This is a genomic window from Streptomyces sp. NPDC104831 (assembly GCF_055583025.1).
Map to the genome: position 1 here is coordinate 1 of NZ_JBVJOT010000100.1, position 17,859 is coordinate 17,859.

The 17,859-nt window shown below is 69.9% G+C and carries 15 protein-coding genes and 4 pseudogenes; 8 read left to right on the forward strand and 11 right to left on the reverse strand.

The window, feature by feature from the left end; genetic code table 11:
- Positions 1-180 (reverse strand): GNAT family N-acetyltransferase (locus ACZ63H_RS36830; RefSeq protein WP_469872714.1); only part of this gene is annotated, 180 nt, incomplete at its 3' end.
- Between ACZ63H_RS36830 and ACZ63H_RS36835 the strand changes: the two genes are divergently transcribed.
- Positions 179-703 (forward strand): gamma-glutamyltransferase, encoded by a 525-nt coding sequence (locus ACZ63H_RS36835; RefSeq protein WP_469872716.1) that lies wholly within the window; start codon positions 179-181, stop codon positions 701-703. The two genes, ACZ63H_RS36830 and ACZ63H_RS36835, sit on opposite strands and share 2 nt — an antisense overlap.
- Positions 704-713: 10 nt before the next feature.
- On the opposite strand, the pseudogene ACZ63H_RS36840 reads toward ACZ63H_RS36835, so the two are convergent.
- Positions 714-1,594, reverse strand: a pseudogene (locus ACZ63H_RS36840) (IS5 family transposase).
- A gap of 14 nt (positions 1,595-1,608) precedes the next feature.
- Entirely contained in the window at positions 1,609-2,460 is an 852-nt protein-coding gene (locus tag ACZ63H_RS36845; protein WP_469872717.1) for a methyltransferase domain-containing protein, read from the reverse strand.
- Positions 2,461-2,742: 282 nt separating this feature from the next.
- Here ACZ63H_RS36845 and ACZ63H_RS36850 point away from each other — a divergent pair.
- Both ACZ63H_RS36850 and ACZ63H_RS36855 read left to right on the forward strand, forming a co-directional pair.
- A pseudogene (locus ACZ63H_RS36850) lies at positions 2,743-3,057 on the forward strand (gamma-glutamyltransferase); the annotation flags it as partial.
- Positions 3,058-3,421: 364 nt separating this feature from the next.
- On the forward strand, positions 3,422-4,663 hold the full coding sequence (locus tag ACZ63H_RS36855; protein ID WP_469872719.1) for a PP2C family protein-serine/threonine phosphatase: 1,242 nt from the start codon (positions 3,422-3,424) through the stop codon (positions 4,661-4,663).
- A gap of 225 nt (positions 4,664-4,888) precedes the next feature.
- Here ACZ63H_RS36855 and ACZ63H_RS36860 read toward each other — a convergent pair whose 3' ends face one another.
- The 3 genes and pseudogenes from ACZ63H_RS36860 to ACZ63H_RS36870 form a co-directional block, all read right to left on the reverse strand.
- Entirely contained in the window at positions 4,889-6,313 is a 1,425-nt protein-coding gene (locus ACZ63H_RS36860) for a chondroitinase-B domain-containing protein (protein WP_469872721.1), read from the reverse strand.
- Positions 6,314-6,513: 200 nt separating this feature from the next.
- Positions 6,514-6,912, reverse strand: coding sequence for a DUF8189 domain-containing protein (locus ACZ63H_RS36865; RefSeq protein WP_469872723.1), 399 nt, complete (start codon positions 6,910-6,912; stop codon positions 6,514-6,516).
- Positions 6,913-7,360: 448 nt separating this feature from the next.
- Positions 7,361-7,750 (reverse strand): annotated as a pseudogene (locus ACZ63H_RS36870) (hypothetical protein); the annotation flags it as partial.
- On the opposite strand from ACZ63H_RS36870, the gene ACZ63H_RS36875 reads away from it, so the two are divergent.
- A complete protein-coding gene (locus ACZ63H_RS36875) occupies positions 7,723-8,403 on the forward strand; it encodes a Rossmann-fold NAD(P)-binding domain-containing protein (protein WP_469872724.1) in 681 nt (226 codons plus the stop codon). The pseudogene ACZ63H_RS36870 and the gene ACZ63H_RS36875 overlap by 28 nt on opposite strands.
- Positions 8,404-8,655: 252 nt before the next feature.
- Here ACZ63H_RS36875 and ACZ63H_RS36880 read toward each other — a convergent pair whose 3' ends face one another.
- From ACZ63H_RS36880 to ACZ63H_RS36895, 4 genes are all read right to left on the reverse strand, one after another.
- The gene (locus ACZ63H_RS36880; RefSeq protein ID WP_469872726.1) at positions 8,656-9,279 is read right to left on the reverse strand and encodes a ClpP family protease; all 624 of its coding nucleotides are present in this window, start codon (positions 9,277-9,279) and stop codon (positions 8,656-8,658) included.
- A gap of 325 nt (positions 9,280-9,604) precedes the next feature.
- Positions 9,605-10,093: a hypothetical protein gene (locus ACZ63H_RS36885; RefSeq protein ID WP_469872728.1), complete on the reverse strand. Its 489-nt coding sequence runs from the start codon at positions 10,091-10,093 to the stop codon at positions 9,605-9,607.
- Between the two features lie 1,173 nt (positions 10,094-11,266).
- Entirely contained in the window at positions 11,267-11,767 is a 501-nt protein-coding gene (locus ACZ63H_RS36890) for a hypothetical protein (protein WP_469872730.1), read from the reverse strand.
- A gap of 370 nt (positions 11,768-12,137) precedes the next feature.
- Positions 12,138-12,419 (reverse strand): hypothetical protein, encoded by a 282-nt coding sequence (locus tag ACZ63H_RS36895; protein ID WP_469872732.1) that lies wholly within the window; start codon positions 12,417-12,419, stop codon positions 12,138-12,140.
- 185 nt (positions 12,420-12,604) lie between these two features.
- Here ACZ63H_RS36895 and ACZ63H_RS36900 point away from each other — a divergent pair, with 185 nt between their 5' ends.
- The gene (locus ACZ63H_RS36900) at positions 12,605-12,997 is read left to right on the forward strand and encodes a transposase (protein WP_469872734.1); all 393 of its coding nucleotides are present in this window, start codon (positions 12,605-12,607) and stop codon (positions 12,995-12,997) included.
- Positions 12,998-13,345: 348 nt separating this feature from the next.
- Here ACZ63H_RS36900 and ACZ63H_RS36905 read toward each other — a convergent pair whose 3' ends face one another.
- A complete protein-coding gene (locus tag ACZ63H_RS36905; RefSeq protein ID WP_469872736.1) occupies positions 13,346-13,924 on the reverse strand; it encodes a potassium channel family protein in 579 nt (192 codons plus the stop codon).
- A gap of 262 nt (positions 13,925-14,186) precedes the next feature.
- Here ACZ63H_RS36905 and ACZ63H_RS36910 point away from each other — a divergent pair, with 262 nt between their 5' ends.
- The 3 genes and pseudogenes from ACZ63H_RS36910 to ACZ63H_RS36920 form a co-directional block, all read left to right on the forward strand.
- Positions 14,187-15,512 (forward strand): lipocalin-like domain-containing protein, encoded by a 1,326-nt coding sequence (locus ACZ63H_RS36910; protein ID WP_469872738.1) that lies wholly within the window; start codon positions 14,187-14,189, stop codon positions 15,510-15,512.
- Positions 15,513-15,615: 103 nt separating this feature from the next.
- Positions 15,616-16,128: a nucleoside-diphosphate kinase gene (locus ACZ63H_RS36915; RefSeq protein ID WP_469872740.1), complete on the forward strand. Its 513-nt coding sequence runs from the start codon at positions 15,616-15,618 to the stop codon at positions 16,126-16,128.
- A 1,192-nt stretch (positions 16,129-17,320) separates the two neighbouring features.
- A pseudogene (locus ACZ63H_RS36920) lies at positions 17,321-17,764 on the forward strand (DEAD/DEAH box helicase); the annotation flags it as partial.
- Positions 17,765-17,859 lie beyond the last annotated feature (95 nt).

Below are 17,859 nucleotides of genomic sequence, written 5' to 3' on the forward strand. Positions count from 1 at the left end.
GACTTCACCATCGGCGTCCTCGGCCACGTGTGCGTAGGCGGCCGGGCGCTCGCCGAAGAGGGCCTCGGTGAGTTGCTCCTTCGTCGCCCTGGCCTCGTCGAGTGCCTTTTCGTACTCGGCGAGCTCGCGGATCAGGGTGTGGAGGACGGGGATGTCGGCGGGGGTCGCAGTACGGATCATGCTGGGAGTCTCACACGCGGGTGCCCGCCGGGTGGTCTGCGGGGCGCCGGTGGTCGTCGCGAGGTCGCCGTACCAGACCGTGCGGTGGAGCGCGTGCTCGACCAGGCGCCGCACACCGCTGGCGGAGGCGACCATGACGGACGAGCAGCTGCTGGCCGCCCGGCCCGACACCGCCGCCGTCTACCTCCCAGGTGGCCGGGTGCCCCGCGACGGGCAGCGATTGGTGCAGGCGCACCTGGCCCGGACTTTCGAGCGCCTGGCCGCCCACGGCCCACGCGCGGGCTTCTACGAGGGCCGCGTCGCCGACCGCATGCGCGCCGGCCTGCAACCGCAGGGTTCACCCCTCACTCCCGACGACTTCGCCACCTACCATGCCGAGTGGGTCGAGCCCCTGACGACCGGCTACCGCGGATACCAGGTCTACGAGCTGCCGCCCAGCACCCAGGGGTTCACCGCGCTCCAGCTCTTCAACCTGGTCGAGGGCCTGGACCTCGCCGCGCTCGGCGAGGGCACGGTCGGCTAGGCCGTGTCTCTCAACTCCGTAACCAGGCGATGATCGCCGCCAGTACGGCTGCGGAGCGGTAGACCATCGCGAGTTTGTCGTAACGCGTGGCCAGGCCCCGCCACTGCTTGAGCAGGCTGAATGATCGTTCCACGACGTTCCTACGCTTGTAGGTCTCAGTGTCCAGAGTCCGGGGCCGTCCGCCGCTGCGGCCTTTCCTCTTGCGGTTGGCCAGCTGATCGGCACGCTCGGGAATCACCGTGCGGATGCCACGGACCGCAAGATCTGCGCGGACCTGCCTGGAGGAATACGCCTTGTCTGCGAGCAGTGCATCCGGGGCAGTGCGCGGCCTGCCAGGGCCAAGTCGCGGGACTCGTATGTCGCCCAGCAGGAGAGGGAGGACCCGCACGTCGTGGACTCGGCCAGCGGGCGGCCATTGCCGTCCACGGCGTGATGAATCTTGGTCGTCAGGCCGCCACGCGATCGGCCGATGGCGTGGCCGGCCGGCTCGCCCCCAGTAGCAGGAGTTTCGTTCTTGCTCTGGCAGGTGACAGCGCTGATGTCTCTCTCCGGCCGGGCCGTGTTCGTGGCGTGCTGGTGGGCCCGGTTGATGGTCGAGTCCACCGAGACCGTCCAGTCGATCCCATTGACCGAGTCCGCCTGGGCGGTCACTTGGGCCAGAACCGTGTCCCAGGTGCCGTCAGCCGCCCACCTGCGGTGGCGCTTCCACACCGTCTGCCAGGGACCGAATGCTTCGCGGGGCAGATCTCTCCAGGGGATGCCCGTGCGGTACCGATAGATGATCCCTTCGACGATGCGACGATGGTCGGCGAACGGGCGCCCTGCCTTCCCCGCGCTGCGGGGAAGGCAGGGCGCCAGGCGTGCCCATTGTTCGTCGGTCAGCAGGCGCATGCGCCCGCTCGTGGTCACCGAGGCTGGTAGACGGTGGCCAGCACGGAGACAGTGACCTGGTTGGGGAAGACGCCGTCGCCGTTCAGATCTGCGCGACTCACGTGGCGTGCGCTCGGCGTCATCGTTACCAGGTCCAACACCTCGAGCCTGGACAGGGTCGCGGAGTACTCCACCTGTTCGGTGACGACGGCCTCGAAGAGGGGGTTGAGCGTGCGGTGCAGGCGCTGTTCCTTGGTCGGGTCGATCGCGACCATCGCAGGCACTTGGCCACGCAGCTCGGCCAAGTGCCGCCGGGTGGGTCGGACTACGATCAGTCGACCGGTCGGGCGCAGAACGCGGTGGAACTCGGTCGGATTGCGTGGTGCGAACACGTCCAGTACGACATCGGCCGCCCCGTCGGCCAGCGGGAAGGGACGGAAGACGTCCCAGGCCACCGCGGCAGCTCGGTCGTGGGCACGGGCTGCCAAGCGCAGCGCACGCACGGATGTGTCTAGTCCCAGACCACGGGCGCTAGGCAACTGGTCGAGTACGCCGGCCAGGTAGTAGCCCGTGCCGCACCCCACATCCACCACCGTGCCCTGCTCAGACACGGCGTCGACCGCCAGTCGGGCCCCGACTTCGCGGATGAGCGCGTAGGCGCCAGTGGACAGGAACCGGTCCCGGGCCTGAACCATGGCCGCGTTGTCACCGCTGATGGCGCGGGTGCCCGTCAGCAAACTGGCATATCCGTGACGGGCAATGTCGAAGCTATGGCCCACCGGGCAACGCAGTGCACCGTGGTCGGGGTGCAGGCGGCGCGTACGGCACGTCGGGCAACGCAGCAGGTCGAGGGACAGATCGAGGGCAGGGGGAAGCGACACGGGCACGAGGCACTCCTTGCAAGGGGCGAAGGGAAGGGATCGTGCCTGCGCGCTCAGAGCGTCACTGCCTCAGGAAGGAACGGGCAGCGTCGGGACGTGGTTCACGCAGCAGGCACACCAAGGAGGGCGACGCCGTCCGGCGTCGCCCTCAGCGCCTTCCGATCACAGGAAGCAGCAGTGCGGGGTGCTCATGAATGTCACGTTATAAGTCTACGAGCACGGCGGAGACCTTCATACCTCCGTGCCCAAGAAGAGTTGGGAGACACGGCCTAGTGCCACCACCTCGTCGAAGCGGTGAAGATCGCCTTCGCCGACCGCGACGAGTGGCTGGCCGACCCGCGCTCCGTGGACATCCCGCTGGACCGGGTGATCAGCAAGGACTGCGCCGAGGATCGCCGCCGTCTGATCGACCCGGAGCGCGCCGCCGATATGAACGCCGTGCCTCCGGGCCTCCCGTACGCCCACCCGTACGCGCGGCGCGCGTCGGCCGGCGACACCTGCTCCTTCGCCACCGCCGACTCGTCCGGCATGGTGGTCTCCGTCATCCAGTCGATCTATCACGACTTCGGCTCCACCGCGCTGGGTGATGACACCGGGGTCGTCCTGCAGAACCCGCGGGGCCTTCTTCTCCCTGGACGAGAACCACCCCACCTGCCTGCACCCCGGAAAACGCACCTCCCACACCCTCCCCCGCCCTGCTCCTCAAGGACGACCGGCCCCACCTCGCCTTCGGCTCCATGGGCGGCAGGGGGACAGCCGCAGTCCCAGGTGGCGATGGTGACCCGCATGGCCGACTTCGGCTTCGACGTGGTGGCACGCACGGCCCGGACGCCCCGGGGGTCGACTCACGGGGCGGCGGCGCGCATGGGGTCAGGCGCTCCGATTGTCCGGATCGTCACCGGTGGAGGCTCACGGGCCGGGCCGGGGTTCGAGGATAGGATCCGGCAGGCAGGGCAGGAGGGCGCGTGTGACCGGACCGGAGATCGACTACCAGGCGCTGTTCGCCGTGACACCCAGCCCCTACCTGGTGCTGAACCCCGCTCTGGTGATCGTCGACGTCAACGACGCGTATCTGCGGGTCACCGGCCGTACGCGCGACGAACTGCTCGGCCGTGCTCTGTTCGAGGTCCATCCCGACAATCCGGCAGACCCGGACGCCGACGGCGTGCGCAATCTGAACGCCTCCCTCCAGCGAGTGCTGCGCTCGAAGGAGCCGGACACCATGGCCGTGCAGAAGTACGACATCCCGGTGTCCGGCCACCCGGGTGTGTTCCGGGCGAAATGGTGGTCGCCGATCAACACCCCCGTCCTCGGGCCGGACGGCGAGATCGCCTGGATCATCCACCGGGTGGAGGACATGACGGAATTCGTACTGACCCGTCCCCTCGCCACGCGGCCCGGTGCGCCGAGCGGGGAGCGGGACGCGATGGAAGGTGAACTCTTCGCCCGGTCACAGGAGTTGCAGCGTCTGAACGAGGAACTGCGCGAGGCCCATGCCCGGGAACGGGAGACGGCCCTCACCCTGCAGAAGGCCATGCTCCACTCCCCGGACCTCGAGGGGCACCGCGACATCGCCGTGCGTTACATGCCGGCCGTCCGGTCACTCAACGTCTGCGGCGACTGGTACGACGTGGTGGACCTGTCCGAGGACACCTTCACCGTCGCGGTCGGCGACGTGGTCGGCCACGGCCTGGCGGCCGCCGCCGTGATGGGCATGCTCAGAAGCGCCCTGTCCGCCGCGGTCCGCGCCATTCGCACGCCCGGCACGGCGATGGACATCCTGAGCCGTTATGCCCGTACCTTCGACGGCGCGCTGGCCACGACCGCGGTCAAAGCCGTCGTCGACACCCGCCGCCGGCAGATCACCTACACCAGCGCGGGCCACCTGCCGCCCGCGCTCGCCCGCCGTGACGGCGCCGTCGTCCTCCTCGACCAGGCCACCGCGCCCCCGCTGGGCGTCCCCGTCGACGTCGACCGGCGCGTGCAGGCCACCGTCCCGTACGCGCCGGGCGACACCCTCGTGCTGTACACCGACGGACTGGTCGAACGCCGTGGCGAGGACATCGACGTCGGCCTGCACCGCCTCACCGACACCCTCGCCCACCACGCCCACCTCGCTCCCGAGGCCCTGGCCGACACCCTGCTCACCCACCTCGGCGTCGCCGACGGCGGCCTCGACGACATCGCGCTGATCATCGTCCGCCTGTAGGTCACCGAGGCGCGTGCACGGCGACCTGCGCCGCCCGGTCGGCGTCGCTCGCGTCACAGGGGCTGCCTCCACGGTGCCCCAGGCCGTCACCCGGGCCACCACCCGAGGTGGGCCCGGGTGGGACGCCCGGCTGGTGGGACGCCGGGCGGAGGAGGCCTGGGCGGCAGGTCCGGGAGGGTGGTCCCGCTGGCGGGCCGCCGGAGCGGGGGCCGTCGGCGGGGCCGTTCAGGACGCGTTCGGGCCCACGTCGGACACGGTCAGGGGACGGCGCAGCGGGGCCTGGACCGAGTACTCGTCGGCGCCGACATCGCGGGCGCTGCCGCGCGGGTGGCCGTCGATGTCGTCGACCAGGGTCAGGGTGACGAGCGTAGCCGCGCCGATCGCGGGGCTGCCCGCCGACAGCCGGGACACTCCGTCGGACTCCTGCCGGAGGAGGGGGTCGACCCGGCGGTATCCACCGGAGGGGATGTTGCCGTTGGCCGCCGCACCCCACAGGATGTTGCCCTGCCAGAGGAAGCCGCTGGTCTCCTCCATGTCGACCAGGCTGCCGGTGCTGCCGACCAGGAGGTTGTCGGCGACGACCGCGTCCTGCGGCGCGTAGGTCCGCTCCTCGCCCGAGATCGGCCTGGCGTTGCCGACGAAGGTGTTGTGCGCGATGACCGCCCGGTCGCACGCGTCGTTGCCGCGCCGCTCCTCGGTCGTCTCGCCCGAGTGGTGGTCGCGCGTGCTGCCGCTGCCGATCACCAGGGCCCGGCCCGACAGGCCGCCGAAGTAGTTGTTGACCACCGTGTGGTCGTTGCCGTAGAGGCGTACGCCGTCGGTGCCGTCGAGCAGGTAGTTGGCCTCCACCGTGGACTGGTTGCCGTGCCGCAGCACGATGCCGCCCCGGCTGTCGCGCAGCGTGTTGTACCGGATGGTGTTGCCGGACGACTTCACGGAGACGGCCTCGGGGTCGCCGTCGCACCGCTCGAACAGGTTGTACTCCACGACGCCTTCGGCGCTGGACAGTGCGCGGCTGCTGACGCCGAGCCGGATGGGTTCGCCGCCGTTGGCCCCGGCGTAGCTGTGGTCGGAGAAGTGGTTCTTGAAGATGTGCGGCTTCTGGGCCATGGCGGTGGAGCCCGGGCCGTCGACGACGACGAAGATCCCCTCGGTCGTCTTGTCGTGGAAGTGGTTGCGGTCGATCTTGGTGTTGTCGCCCCGCACGACGACCCAGTCGAGTCCGCTGACATCGGCGAAGCGGAAGTCGTTGCGGGTCAGCCGGATGCCCGTGCAGTTCGCAGGGATCTCCAGGGTGGTGCTCTGCCGGAAGGCGAACCCGCTGATGGTGATGTTGCTCGAGTTGCCGAGGACAAAGCTCTTCGCGCCCTGGAGCACCACTCCCCCACGGGACTGCGCGACGATCGTGATCGGCGCGTCGGCGGTGCCTGCCTTGCCCGAGATGGTGATGGGCGTGTTCGAGGGGACGGTGTAGGTGCCGTCGGCCAGGACGATCCGGTCTCCGGGCTTCGCCTCGTTGATCCTGGTCTGGAGGTCGGCCAGGGAACCGACGGTCACCGTGGCCGCCGACGCGCCGGCCGACAGGGCCGGGACGGAGGCGAGCGCGGCGGCACCCAGCACGGTGCCGGTGAGGAACGTACGTCGTTGCATGATGTCTCCTGTGAAGCGGGACGGGTCGCACCGGGCCGCCGGGCAGGCGAGTGCCCTCGGCCGGAAGGTGTGGGTGTGGCCGGCAGGGCCTCCGGGTCCGGTCGTCCGTGTGGCTGCGCCTCGGTGACGTCGTCACCCGCCCGGGGCGGCGAGGTGGCGCCTCGCCGGCCGCCCCCGCCGGACATGGGACCCGGGACCGGCTACTTCGGGTCCGGGTTGCGGGCCCAGTCGGTCCAGTAGCCGTTCACGTTGCGCAGGCGGTACCACCCGAAGCCGTCGGGCATGATGACGTGGATGGCGAACTCCCAGGGCCGCTCGTCCGTGATCACCACGGCGCTCACCGCCACCCCGCCCATCGACTCCCACTCGCTCCAGTCGCCGTCGGAGTCGGTCCAGCGCGTCCACACCGCCCGTTCGGTGCCCACCACGAAGACCTGCTTGGTCCCGTCCGGCAGCTTCTTGGTGGTGATGCCGAACTCGCACATGTAGGCATGGCCGCCGGTCTTGCAACCGTTCGCGGCCTGCGCGGCGGGTGGTACGGCCACGGCGAGGCCCGCCACGGTGGCGACCGCGACGATGGCGGCCCTGATCTTGTTCACGGCTGTCTCCTCGATCGAGGGGGCACCTTCGGCCCTGCCCCCTGGTGTCGTACAGCCAACCCGTTGCGGCCGGGGGTGACCAGGAAGTTGCACCGGCAGAAGTCGTGCCCCGACCATTCCTGCCGGATGCCCGCCGCCGCGCCGAAGCCGGAGAGGCGGCGCCGGCACTCGTCCCGCTCGGGCGCCGGGAGGGTGCCCGCCCGGCAGGCCACGGGTCGGCGCGGTACGCTCGCCCGCTCGGCGGGCCTCCCGGCCGCGGGCCGGGGACAGGGACGATCACCGGTACGGGCTTCGCCGACCGCGGCCTGCGTCCGGTGGAGGTCGCCGGGCCGGTTCGGCTCCGCTGGCTGGCGGCGGTGTGGGCGGTGTACGGGTGGACCCCGGATCCGGCGGCCTGCGACTTCGTAGCCCGGACCTCGACCAGCTGACGCGGACGGACCCGCCGGGCGGGCACCGAGTAGAGGTTGCCGGCGAAGGCGACCAGGCAGTCCTTGCCGACCGGCGAAGGTGCCGCTCGGTCACCGGATAGGGGGTGGCCGGCAACGGCTTGAGGGCCGCGTGGTCGCGGGCGGCCCGCTCGCCGATGACCTCCTGGTGGGTCTTGTGGATCTGGCCCCTGCGCTGCGGGACCCAGGCGGCGAAGGCGGCTTCCATCTCCTCGATGGAGGAAAACGCCCGCCCGGCCAGGACGTGGTCGCGGACGATCTGTATCTGCCGTTCGACGCGGCCCTTGCCGGTGGGCCGGTAGGCGGCCAGCACGTTCGACGTCGAAGTCGTAGTGGCCGGCGAACGCAACCGCCTCCGGACGGGATGCACTCCACCGTACGACGCCTGGTATTCGGCCCCGAGCGGCAGTTCGCGAGCGGCCTGGGCCCGTACGGCGCGACCGTCCCGCCGGAACCCGACGCCATCGAGGACCCGACCGAGACGACGATGCTGACCGTGCCGAACCGGATGCTGGTCCTCCACCCCTCGCGGACCACCCCGCTCGCGATCTTCACCTTCCGGGCCGCACAGCCGGCGCTCCATGACCGCAAGGACATCGCCCTTCACAAGCAGACCGTGGCCGGCGCCTACGCCGACGTGCGGTGGCGGGCACCGGAACTCGTGGCGGCGTTCCTCGACCACCCGGCTCCGTTCTTCGACCCCCTGACCACCGTCCGGGTGCCCTCGTGGTCCCGCGGACGGGTCGTACTGCTCGGGGACGCGGCGGCGGCGACAGCCCTGCTGGGTGACGGGTCCAGCATGGCGATGGCGGGCGCGTACGCCCTCGCAGAAGAGCTCGCCGCCCATCCCGGTGATCACGCCCGCGCCTTCGCCGCCTACGAGTCGCGGCTCCGCCGTGAGGTAGGTCTCCGGCAGCGACGCGTCGGTCTGCTCTCCAGGCTCATGGTGCCCCGCACCCGGCCGGGCCTCGCGGTGCGCAACGCGGTGGGCCGCGCGGTCGGTCGCACGGACCGGATCGCCTCTCGCGAAGCCGCAAACCGGTAGACCGAGCCCGCACCGACCGGTCACCGGCCGGTGCGCAGCTCCCCTGCAGCCCCCAATCGGGTCGGCGCCGCCACGTCCGACGAGCCCGGCTCGGCGTGGTAGGTCATCGTCGATGCGGCAGACCGACTGCTGTCGGCCTCCGCCGTAGCACCGACCGAGTCACCGCCATCGTGAAGACCATCCCCGCCCTTCGTCAGGCCTCAACCTGCGGTCGTAAAAGGCTCACCGTCGAGGTCGGTACCCCTGGCCGGGTTACTTGTCACTTGGTTCGCCGCTTGTCAACGGCGCCCCTGCTCGCCGTGACGGACTCGAGCGGGTGTGTCGGGGGTGAAGGATCTCGTCGATGAGGCCGTACTGCTGCGCCTGGACGGCGCTGAACCAGCGGTCGTGGCTGAAGTTGCGGATCACCTCTTCAGCTGTGCGGTTTGTGTGCCGGGCGATCAGGCCGCTGATCTGCTGCCTGGTGTGTCGCAGTTCCTCTGACGCATTCGCGGGGGCGGCACCGGTGATGGACGGCAGGTGCAGCATCATCCTGGAATGCGGCAGAGCGGCTCGCCGGCCCGGTGTGCCGGCGGCGAGGAGCAGTTGGGCCATGGAGGCGCAGTAGCCGAGGCCGATGGTGATGACTGGGTTTCGGATGTGCTGCATGGTGTCGTAGATGGCCATGCCGGCAGGTACCGATCCTCCTGGTGAGTTGATGTAGAGGGTGATGGGGGCATCGGTTTCGGCGGCCAGGAGGAGCAGTCTGCTGGTGACCGTATCGGCGGTCTGTCCGTTGATCGGGGTTCCGATGGAGAGGATCCGGTGGCGCAGCAGCCGGTCGGTGACGGGGTCGGCGCGGGTGGGGGCGGTGCCACGGTCCGCGGCAGAGCGCACAGGGGGCCTTCCTCTCGTGCGGCGATGTACAGGTTGGGGGGCGGCGCCGGTCGAAGCCCGCGGGCTTCGACCGGATGTACCGCCAGGCAGCTGGCGCGAGCCTGGCCGGGCAGCGATGGTAGCCCCCGGGTGGTGCGCGGTTGAGACGGGTCGGCCACGCACCACGGGGCGCCTTGGTGCTCGGTCGGCGGCGCCGGTGTACGGCAGTGTCCGCTGCCGGTTGCCGTCACCACTGGCCGGCTGAGCAGCCCGGGCGGTCTGGCGTGACGTGCGGCCAGACCGAAAAGCCCATTCGGCCGCGGCCCGGGGCTGGCGATCCGGGCCCCTAGTTCTGGGCGTCCCGGGAGGGGTCGTATCCGTTGTCGTAGGTGAACTTGCCGTCGCCGCTGCTGCCGCCGTCGCTGCTGCCGCTGCCTCCGACCGCGTTGTAGACCGCCTTCCCGACCGCATAGATGCCGTCCCACAGCATCTGCAACCCGCCGCTGCCGGGCCTGCCGTCACCGTAGTACTTCTCCTTGTACATGACGATCTGCGGGGGCTCGGCCTCCCACACACCGGACGGCCTGCCGGCGTCGTCCAGAGTGCCCGCAGCACCGCGCGCCGCCTGCTGGCCACGGTCGGTCAGCCCACTGATCCGGGGCACTGCCGCACCGATGAGCTGCTCGATGTCCACCGGGTCCCCTGCCGGCTCCGTCTGCTGCGCGGCCTTGCCGAGAACCTCTGCGACCCTGTCCGCAGATCCCTCCCTGAGCGCCCGGAAGAGCTCTTCCGCCTGCTCCAGGGTTGCTGTTGTGACTGTGTCCGTCGTACTCATCTGTCTCTCCTTGGTGGGGGGAATCTGCTGCCGGAAGTTGTGGGGGGACCGGTCAGCACCAACGGTCTGACGCGTTACGCACCACGTAACGGCCGTTGCTGGTATGACGTCAGCGCGTCATCGTTCAGGAACCAGCTTCTGATGGGCTAGTTCCCGTCAACTGCTCAGCCAACGGCCATCTGCACCGCGCACAGGCGCATCAAGGGGGCGCCCTATTGCGGAAAGCGCCGTAATAGAGGCAATGAGGCTTTTCTGCACTACCGCGTATTAACGGCGTGCGGCAGCTCGCGGCCGCCGCGGTGGACACGAAGGCGGTCGACGACGGCGACTCTCGCGGCAGCCAGGCGGGGGGCGGCCGGCGCGTGGCTCTGGCTAATGGCCCGTGTGTCCGGCGGGAGCCGTTCGCCGGCGGCCTCCGGGGGATGCGTAGCTCTCGTGTATGTCCCAGGGCCCGACGGCCTCCGGGCGTTCGCCGCGGGCATCTCGGCATCGCCTATGTCTCATGAGACATCCTCCCGCCCGCCGACCTTCCGGTACCCCCAGCCCTCGTACACCGCTTGGAGCCGGGGCCTCTTGGTATCCACCGTGAGCACGGCCAGGGCCTCCGGCCGGTCGGCGAGCAGCTCGTCGTGAAGCCGCCCGCCGTCGGAGACGAGCAGGACCCAGCCCGGCCGGGCCGCGCAGGTACTCGATGGCCGGATGGCCCCAGAGGCGTTCGATCTCCTCGTCACTGCGGGCTTCCCCGAGACAGGCGGTGATCAGATTGCGGTCCCCGCCGTCGCACGCCCGGCGGGCGTTGTTGTCCTCGGTCAGCAGGCGCAGGTGCCCGTCGGGGAGGAGGCAGGCGGTGACATCGCCGGACCACGCGACCGAGAACAGGCCGCCGAGGACGTGGACGGCGACGATAGCCACCCGCGCAGGGCAGATCGCGGCCGGGCGTGCGGGCGCCGTCGGCGGTGTAGTGGCCGTACTCGGCGCGCAGCCCGGCCTCCGCATCCGCACCCTCGGCGCCGTACCAGTGCCACCAGCCTCGCGAACTGCACATCGGTCAGTCCTGCAAGCGGTTCGATCCATTTCGGATCACCTGCTGAGATCACCCGCCCATGCCGGACCAACGCATCAGCGGAACCATCGGTCATGGGACAACCTTCAGGGGTCGCGGGAAAGTCGCGTTCAAACGGCGAGACTAATCATGTCGCCGTTGTACTTTTGCCAGTGTTGTGAGTTGTCGATGTAGTTGCACCTCTTGGTGAGGATCTTAGTAGTTCCCAGGTTGTTGGCGAGGCACCACTCATCAGCGTGGAGCAGGAACATGGTGCTCCAGTGGCGGTCTGAGAGTTGATACCACTGCTGTCCGCGGTCGCCTTGGTTGCATTTTTTGGTCTGAATCTTGTCGGTGCCCAGCTCGTTGGCGAGACACCACTCCGGTGCCGTCACCAGGCGCCACATTCCTGTTTTTCGATATGTGTCATAGTCGACGTGCTCCCAGTGCTGCCCATTGTCGGCCGAGTTGCACCTCTTGGTGACGATCTTGTCAGTGCCCAGCTCGTTGGCGAGACACCAGTCACCGACTGCTCTGTTTTTGCCGGATGCGGCAGCTTCGGCCGTGGCGGTGGGAGTGAGGGCCGCTGTCAGGGCGAGGGCGGCGACGAGGCGTTTAGATTGCGCAGCCATGACTTCCCTGCCTTTCGGGGTTACGGAGCGGGTCGTGCGGGTTGAGCATCGCGGTGGCAGCGCTTGACCGGTGCGGTGCCTCTACGAGTGTCCCTGCCGTTGATCGACGGCGCGTAGTCATATACCACTGTCAGGGTGATCCCAACGGACGTACCGGCTGCGCGACATGCATCACGGTGATCCTCCGGGGCCCGCACGGTGTGTACTGCGACTGGAGCACGGCCGGTCACCGAAATGCGGAGCATCCGCCCGCGTCGCCGTTCCGACTGTCTCGACCTCAAGCAATTCAGTGTCGGTCAGAGATCGCTGCGAGATTTCTGCCCTGTGAGCGTGATTACGGCGGGGAGGATGTCAGCTGTGATGTGCTCTTTCACCCAGCGCGTTTGATCCACTGCTGTTCCTGGTCCCCGAACGCGCACTCGACGAGCTCGACCGGACCGTTGAGCCGGGTCGCCGCGAGGCACTTGTGCTGGGCGTTGTCCCGGTAGACCCAACGGTTGCCGCCCACAGCAATCTGGGTCCACCGTGTCACCGACCCGTTGTTGCCGCAGCCCTGCATGGACACCTCGGCGATGCCGTTGAACACGGCCGACGCACACAGCTCCCACCCGCCGATCCGCTGCATGATCTGGACGGTGTTGCCGCCCTGCACAGAGCGGCCCCTGCAGCGCCGAAATGATCGAACAGAGCGTTAAGGCGGATCTCCGGAAGCCGCTCGATGACCGCATCCTGCTGGACGCCCTCACCGGCCGGCCAGTGCCGTACGGAGAACCCAACGAGCCCTCGCCGAGTTGGACCTAGGCAGTTTCGTTTGGATCGGTTGACCGTTGGTCCGGCATGCCGTCAACAGATGCGCCGTGGGCCCGGATCGAGCCGTTGCTCCCCGACCGGACCCCTCAGCGGGGCGGGCGCTGGCGGGACCACCGTGAGGTGACCGACGCCATCGCCTTCAAGTTCCAGACCGGAACGCAGTGGGTCCACCTGCCGGAGAAGCACAGCAGCCGGCGAGGCGTCTACAACCGGCTGCGGAAGTGGGCCGCCGACGGCACCTGGGAGCGGGACTTCACCGCCCTGATGGCCCAGGCCGACGCCGAAGGCGACCTCGACTGGGCCGTGTCCGTCGACTCCACCATCGTGCGCGCACACCAGCACGCCGCAGGGGTCTGCACAAAGGGGATGACCGTCCCGCAGGCCGGAGCCAGCGTCAAGGGCGCTCACGGGGCCCGGTGAAGCGGCACCGAGCAGCGGCAGCCGCCCGACCGCTCGCGACACGACAGCGCAGGCGCGGACTGATCGGCTTCTTGACGGGGCAGCACTGCCGGCGATGCCGCGTCTCCGAGCGGCACGGTATCGGCCCCGAGCACTATGCCGCCGACCGCGACAGGGCCGTGGTCGAGCTGTACCCCGCCGGCCGCCGACTTGCCACCGGCTATCTTCGACTCGGCCTCACTCTTCACAGCACCGTCCACCCGCCAGGCCGCCACACCTTCACCGGCCCCGACGGCCGTACCGTCGTCCTTACCGTGTTGGAAGGCCCAGCTCTCGCCGTCTCCTCAAGGCCGTCGAGGCCCGGCCGGTTCACGGCCGTCGTCCCCGGAGCGGAGCCTCCTTGTCGTGCCCGGGCCGGCCTCGTACCAGGCTCCTTCGTGCCGCACCCGACAGGACCCGGATCACCACTCCGAGCACCACCAGGTCCAGCAGCATCTGCACGGTGACCACGAGGCGAGCCAGCTGCGTCATCGCCGCCAGGTCTCCGAAGCCCACGGTGGCGAAGACGGATACCGTGAAGTACAGCGCGTCGATCCGCGTCAGAGGGTGCGTGAACGCCCTTGGATCACCGGCCGACAACTTCACGTAGAGGGCGGCGAACACCACCAGGAGGAACAGCACCGACACACACAGGGCCCTGACCGCACGCAGAAAGGGACGCCCGGCGCGCAGCACCGCCCATACCTGCCGCGCCACCACTGCCGCGACCACGATCACCGCCGCGACCAGTCGCAGCAGTTCGGGCAGGGACGTGCCGGCGGACAGCGGCAGCAGCGCGTAGGCCCCGAGCAGTGCCGCGCACGAGAGGCCCGACTCCAGGACGGACGAGAGCACGGCCCACCGCCGCCCGGCCAGCGGCAGATTCCACAGCGGGCCGCTCGGCCTCATCTCGGTCTCCTCGGCAGTCGCCCCGGGCCGAGCCGCTCCTTCCCCCGCCTGACCGACACTGCGGCTCGGACATCAAGCCTCCGGCTCCCGGCCCCGTCCGGCCACGGGGGCCGGTCCGACCGAGTGAATCACCGCGGCGAGTGATGGCCCACGTTCGAGATGCGTCATCCTCCCGAAGGCCGTCTACTGGGCGGACCGCCCCCTGACGACGGTGGGACAACCCTCGCCAGGGCGGACTTCCGTGAGCGGAAAGGCTTCTGCCATGTACGAAGGGACCGCCCCCTCCCGTCGTGCGTTCCTGCGCACCACCGCCGCGGCCGGGCTGGGCACCGCGGCTTGCGGCCTCGCGCTCTCCGCGTGCACCGGACCGCCCCGGCGGGCGGAAGCGGCCCCGGCCAGCCCCGACCCGTCCACGCCGGCGACGACCCGTTCAGGCGGCGGCCGGACGTCCAACGGTTACGGTCACACCGACGCCGACTACACCCGGACGGGCCTGCAGCGAGGCGCGATCGAGCAGTGGGAGGACGGCTTCCGTACCCACGCCCACAACGACGACCCGGACGTCTTCGAGTGGTGGTACTCCGACTTCACGGGTGACGACGGGACGGTCGTCTCCTTCACCCTGAGCACCCGGCTCGACGACGGCTTCGTCCCCGAGCCCGGCGAGGCCGGGCGCACACCCAAGGCCGCAGTCACCGTCACCGACCCCGACGGCACCAGCCACGGCGGCGTCCACCGCTACGGGTGGCAGGAATTCACCAGCGCCAAGAACCGCTGCGCCGTGCGCCTGGGCCCCTTCACCTTCACCGGCGACCTGAAGTCCTACCGCATGCGGGGCCGGTCGGGCGACGTGGGCGTCGACCTGACGCTGACCAGCACGGTGCGCCCCTTCCGGCCGGGCACCGGCGTCCTCTACTTCGGCGACACCGGCCACTCCTTCGGCTGGCTGTGCGCGGTGCCCTCCGGAACCGCCACCGGCACGGTCACCGTGAACGGCCGGACACGAACCTTCACCGGCCACGGCTACCACGACCACAACTGGGGCGACCGTCCCTTCCCCTACGGCGTCGAGCACTGGCGCTGGGGCCGCGGCAGCGTCGGCCCGTACGCCGTGATCGGCGCGGACCTGCACCTGCGTGAGGAGTACGGCGCAGGCACCGTCCCCGTCTTCCTCGTCGACGACACCAAGAGCGGCGAACGCCTCGTCGGCGCGTACGACCCGGAGACGGTGACCGCCCACGAATCCGCCCCGAAGGCGCACCCCGACGCGGACTACCCCCGGGACTACTACAGCAAGGTCCGCTGGACCTACCACCACAACGGCGACAGGGCCGACTTCACCTTCACCGACACCGACCAGCTGATCGTCTCCCGCCATCACCTCCTCCATCCCACCCAGGCCCAGAAAACCGCCCTGACCAGGCTCGGAATCGACGAGATCTGGTACACCCGCTACGCCACCACCAACGACCTCACCCTGAGACTGGCCGACGCGCACGCCTCGGGGAACGGAACGGGAACCCTGGAAGCGGCCCAGTTCGGCCTGGACAGCGCGCCCGCCGTATCGGAAACGGCCCTCGCGCCCTGAACGTCGGGTGCAAGGGCCGCCTCCATTTGCCGCCGTGGTCAGGGCGCATCGCCGGGGTGGTGGAAGCGGCAGCTCACATGCTCGCCGACACCGGGCGCCAGGCATGCGGGACCTGCCCGCGTACATCGACGCCGCCTACGCGGGGCAGCCTGTCACGCTGGCCCTGGCGAACGGCGAGCCGGGCATCCACGCCCGACTGCGGCGGCTTATCGGCCACACCGACCCCACCCGGGCCGTGCCCGAGACGATCCGCGGCGACCTGGGCGACGACGGCCTCACCGCAGCGCGAGCGGAATACCGCCTCGTGCGCAACCTGGTGCACACCTCCGACGACCCCGCCGCGAGTACGGCACGTGGTACGGGTCGTCACCGGCATATACCGGATGACACCCCGCCCCGCCACGGGAAGCCCCCCCCCGGACGGCTCTTCCCGTACCGCCGCCTGGCCGTCCACCGTCCAGGCCGGAACACCGCAGACCCTGGCCTGCTCCCGGCGTCTCCGTGTGCGGTGAAGCCGGTCGGCCGGAGCCCAGCGGCCAACGCGGCCAGCACCTCCATCCAGCTACTGCCTGGCCCGGAAGCCGACGGGTCCGAAGTGGCCGGCCGCAGCCCGTAGTGGCGGGCCGCAGCCCGTAGTGGCGGGCCGCTGAACACCCCAGGCCTGCGAAGAGCAGACCATCGCAACCGGGGGCGGGATACCCGCAGCAGCTGCTCCGGCGTTAGTGCGATGAAATTACCAACTCATCTGACCTGTCGGCGAGATGGGTCTCCACGAGAGCCGAACGTGTGGCCGTTGTGTCTTGTACGCAATGTTTAACGGCATTTTCCGGTGTGATGCCAATACTGGCTCTGTCCGTGGCTGTCGGCGACGGGACACGCTCGCGCAGCGCACTGGGTGCGCACACTCGCGGTGTGGTCGCTTCAAGTTCTTCGAGAAGGGTTCTCGGGTGAGTCGTAGAACGCTCCGCAGTTCACGTGTGAAGTCCTCAACTCTGCTGCTGACGGGAGCAGTCGCCGTAACGCTCAGCATCGTCCCGAGCACGGTGGCCGTCGCGGACACGATCCACGGGCCCGGTGCCGACAATCCCGTGTCGTCGACCGGCCTGACGGAGTCCACGCGCCTCCTCCGCGGGGGCGGGGGTGACGACGGGTACGGGCACGGCAATGGTTCCGGCACCCAGGGCCCGCCCGGACCACAGGGCCCGGCAGGACCAGAAGGTCCGGCGGGACCGGCGGGACCGGCGGGACCGGCGGGACCGGCAGGACCAGAGGGACCGGCAGGACCAGAAGGACCGGCAGGACCAGAAGGACCGGCGGGGCCTCCGGGGCCGGTCGACGTGTACACGGTGGTCGGGCCTACGATGCCGGGAACGTCGACGGCCACCTGTAACCCCGGCGACGTGGCTCTCGGAGGCGGCTGGTCCGAGCCGGGGCCGACGACCACCACTCTCTTGTCGCTGACGCCAGTCCCTGCGACTCCCGGCTCCACTCCAACGGGGTGGCAGGCCACCAACGGCGTCGCCAGCGTTCCTGTCATCGCCTATGCGACCTGCGCTCGCATGACGTGAGTGATGGCGTGACGGCGGCCTGCCCTCACCACGGACCAGGGCAGTGTCCTCCCGGCAACGACCGGGTGGGCAAGCCCTGGCCCTGTTGCCCCGCACCGTTGTTTTCACACGGCTGGTCGGTGGGTGACCGCCGGGGGCGGTGCGGCAATGGCCGCGGTCGTAGGTGCGGGGGGGGACTGTCCGGCACGGCCACTGGGACGCAGCCGCGCCGGAGCGCAAGCTCCGGGACGCCGGACAGTCGTAGACGGTCGGCTGGAGGCCGCGCTGGCGGGCGGAGAGCGGCTTTGCGGGCAGCGCATGGCGGGCTTCGACCTGGCGATCGTGGATGAGGACCACGGGACCGCCGGTGATCTTGGTCGTCCGTGGGCGGCGATCCACGACAACGCCCGGAGCCGGGCGGATTTCCGGCTCTACCTGACCGCGACCCCGCGCATCCTCGCCGCTCCCCGGCCGCATAAGGGCGCGGACGGACAGGAAGCGGAGATCGCGAGCATGGCCGACGACCCGGGCGGAACGTACGGCGCGTGGATAGCGGAGCTCGGGCTGAGCGAGGCGATCGAGCGGGAGATCCTCGCCGGGTTCGAGATCGACGTCCTGGAGATCCACGACCCCTCCCCCGTCCTCGGGGAGTCGGAGGAGGCGCGGCGCGGCCGGCGCCTGGCCCTGTTGCAGACCGCGCTCCTAACTGATCATTTCAGAATGAGTTTGGCTCACAGGCTTGGCAGTTGGGCCGGTGGGCGGCAGAGTTCTGTGTGTGTCGGATGATCTTGTGCCTGATG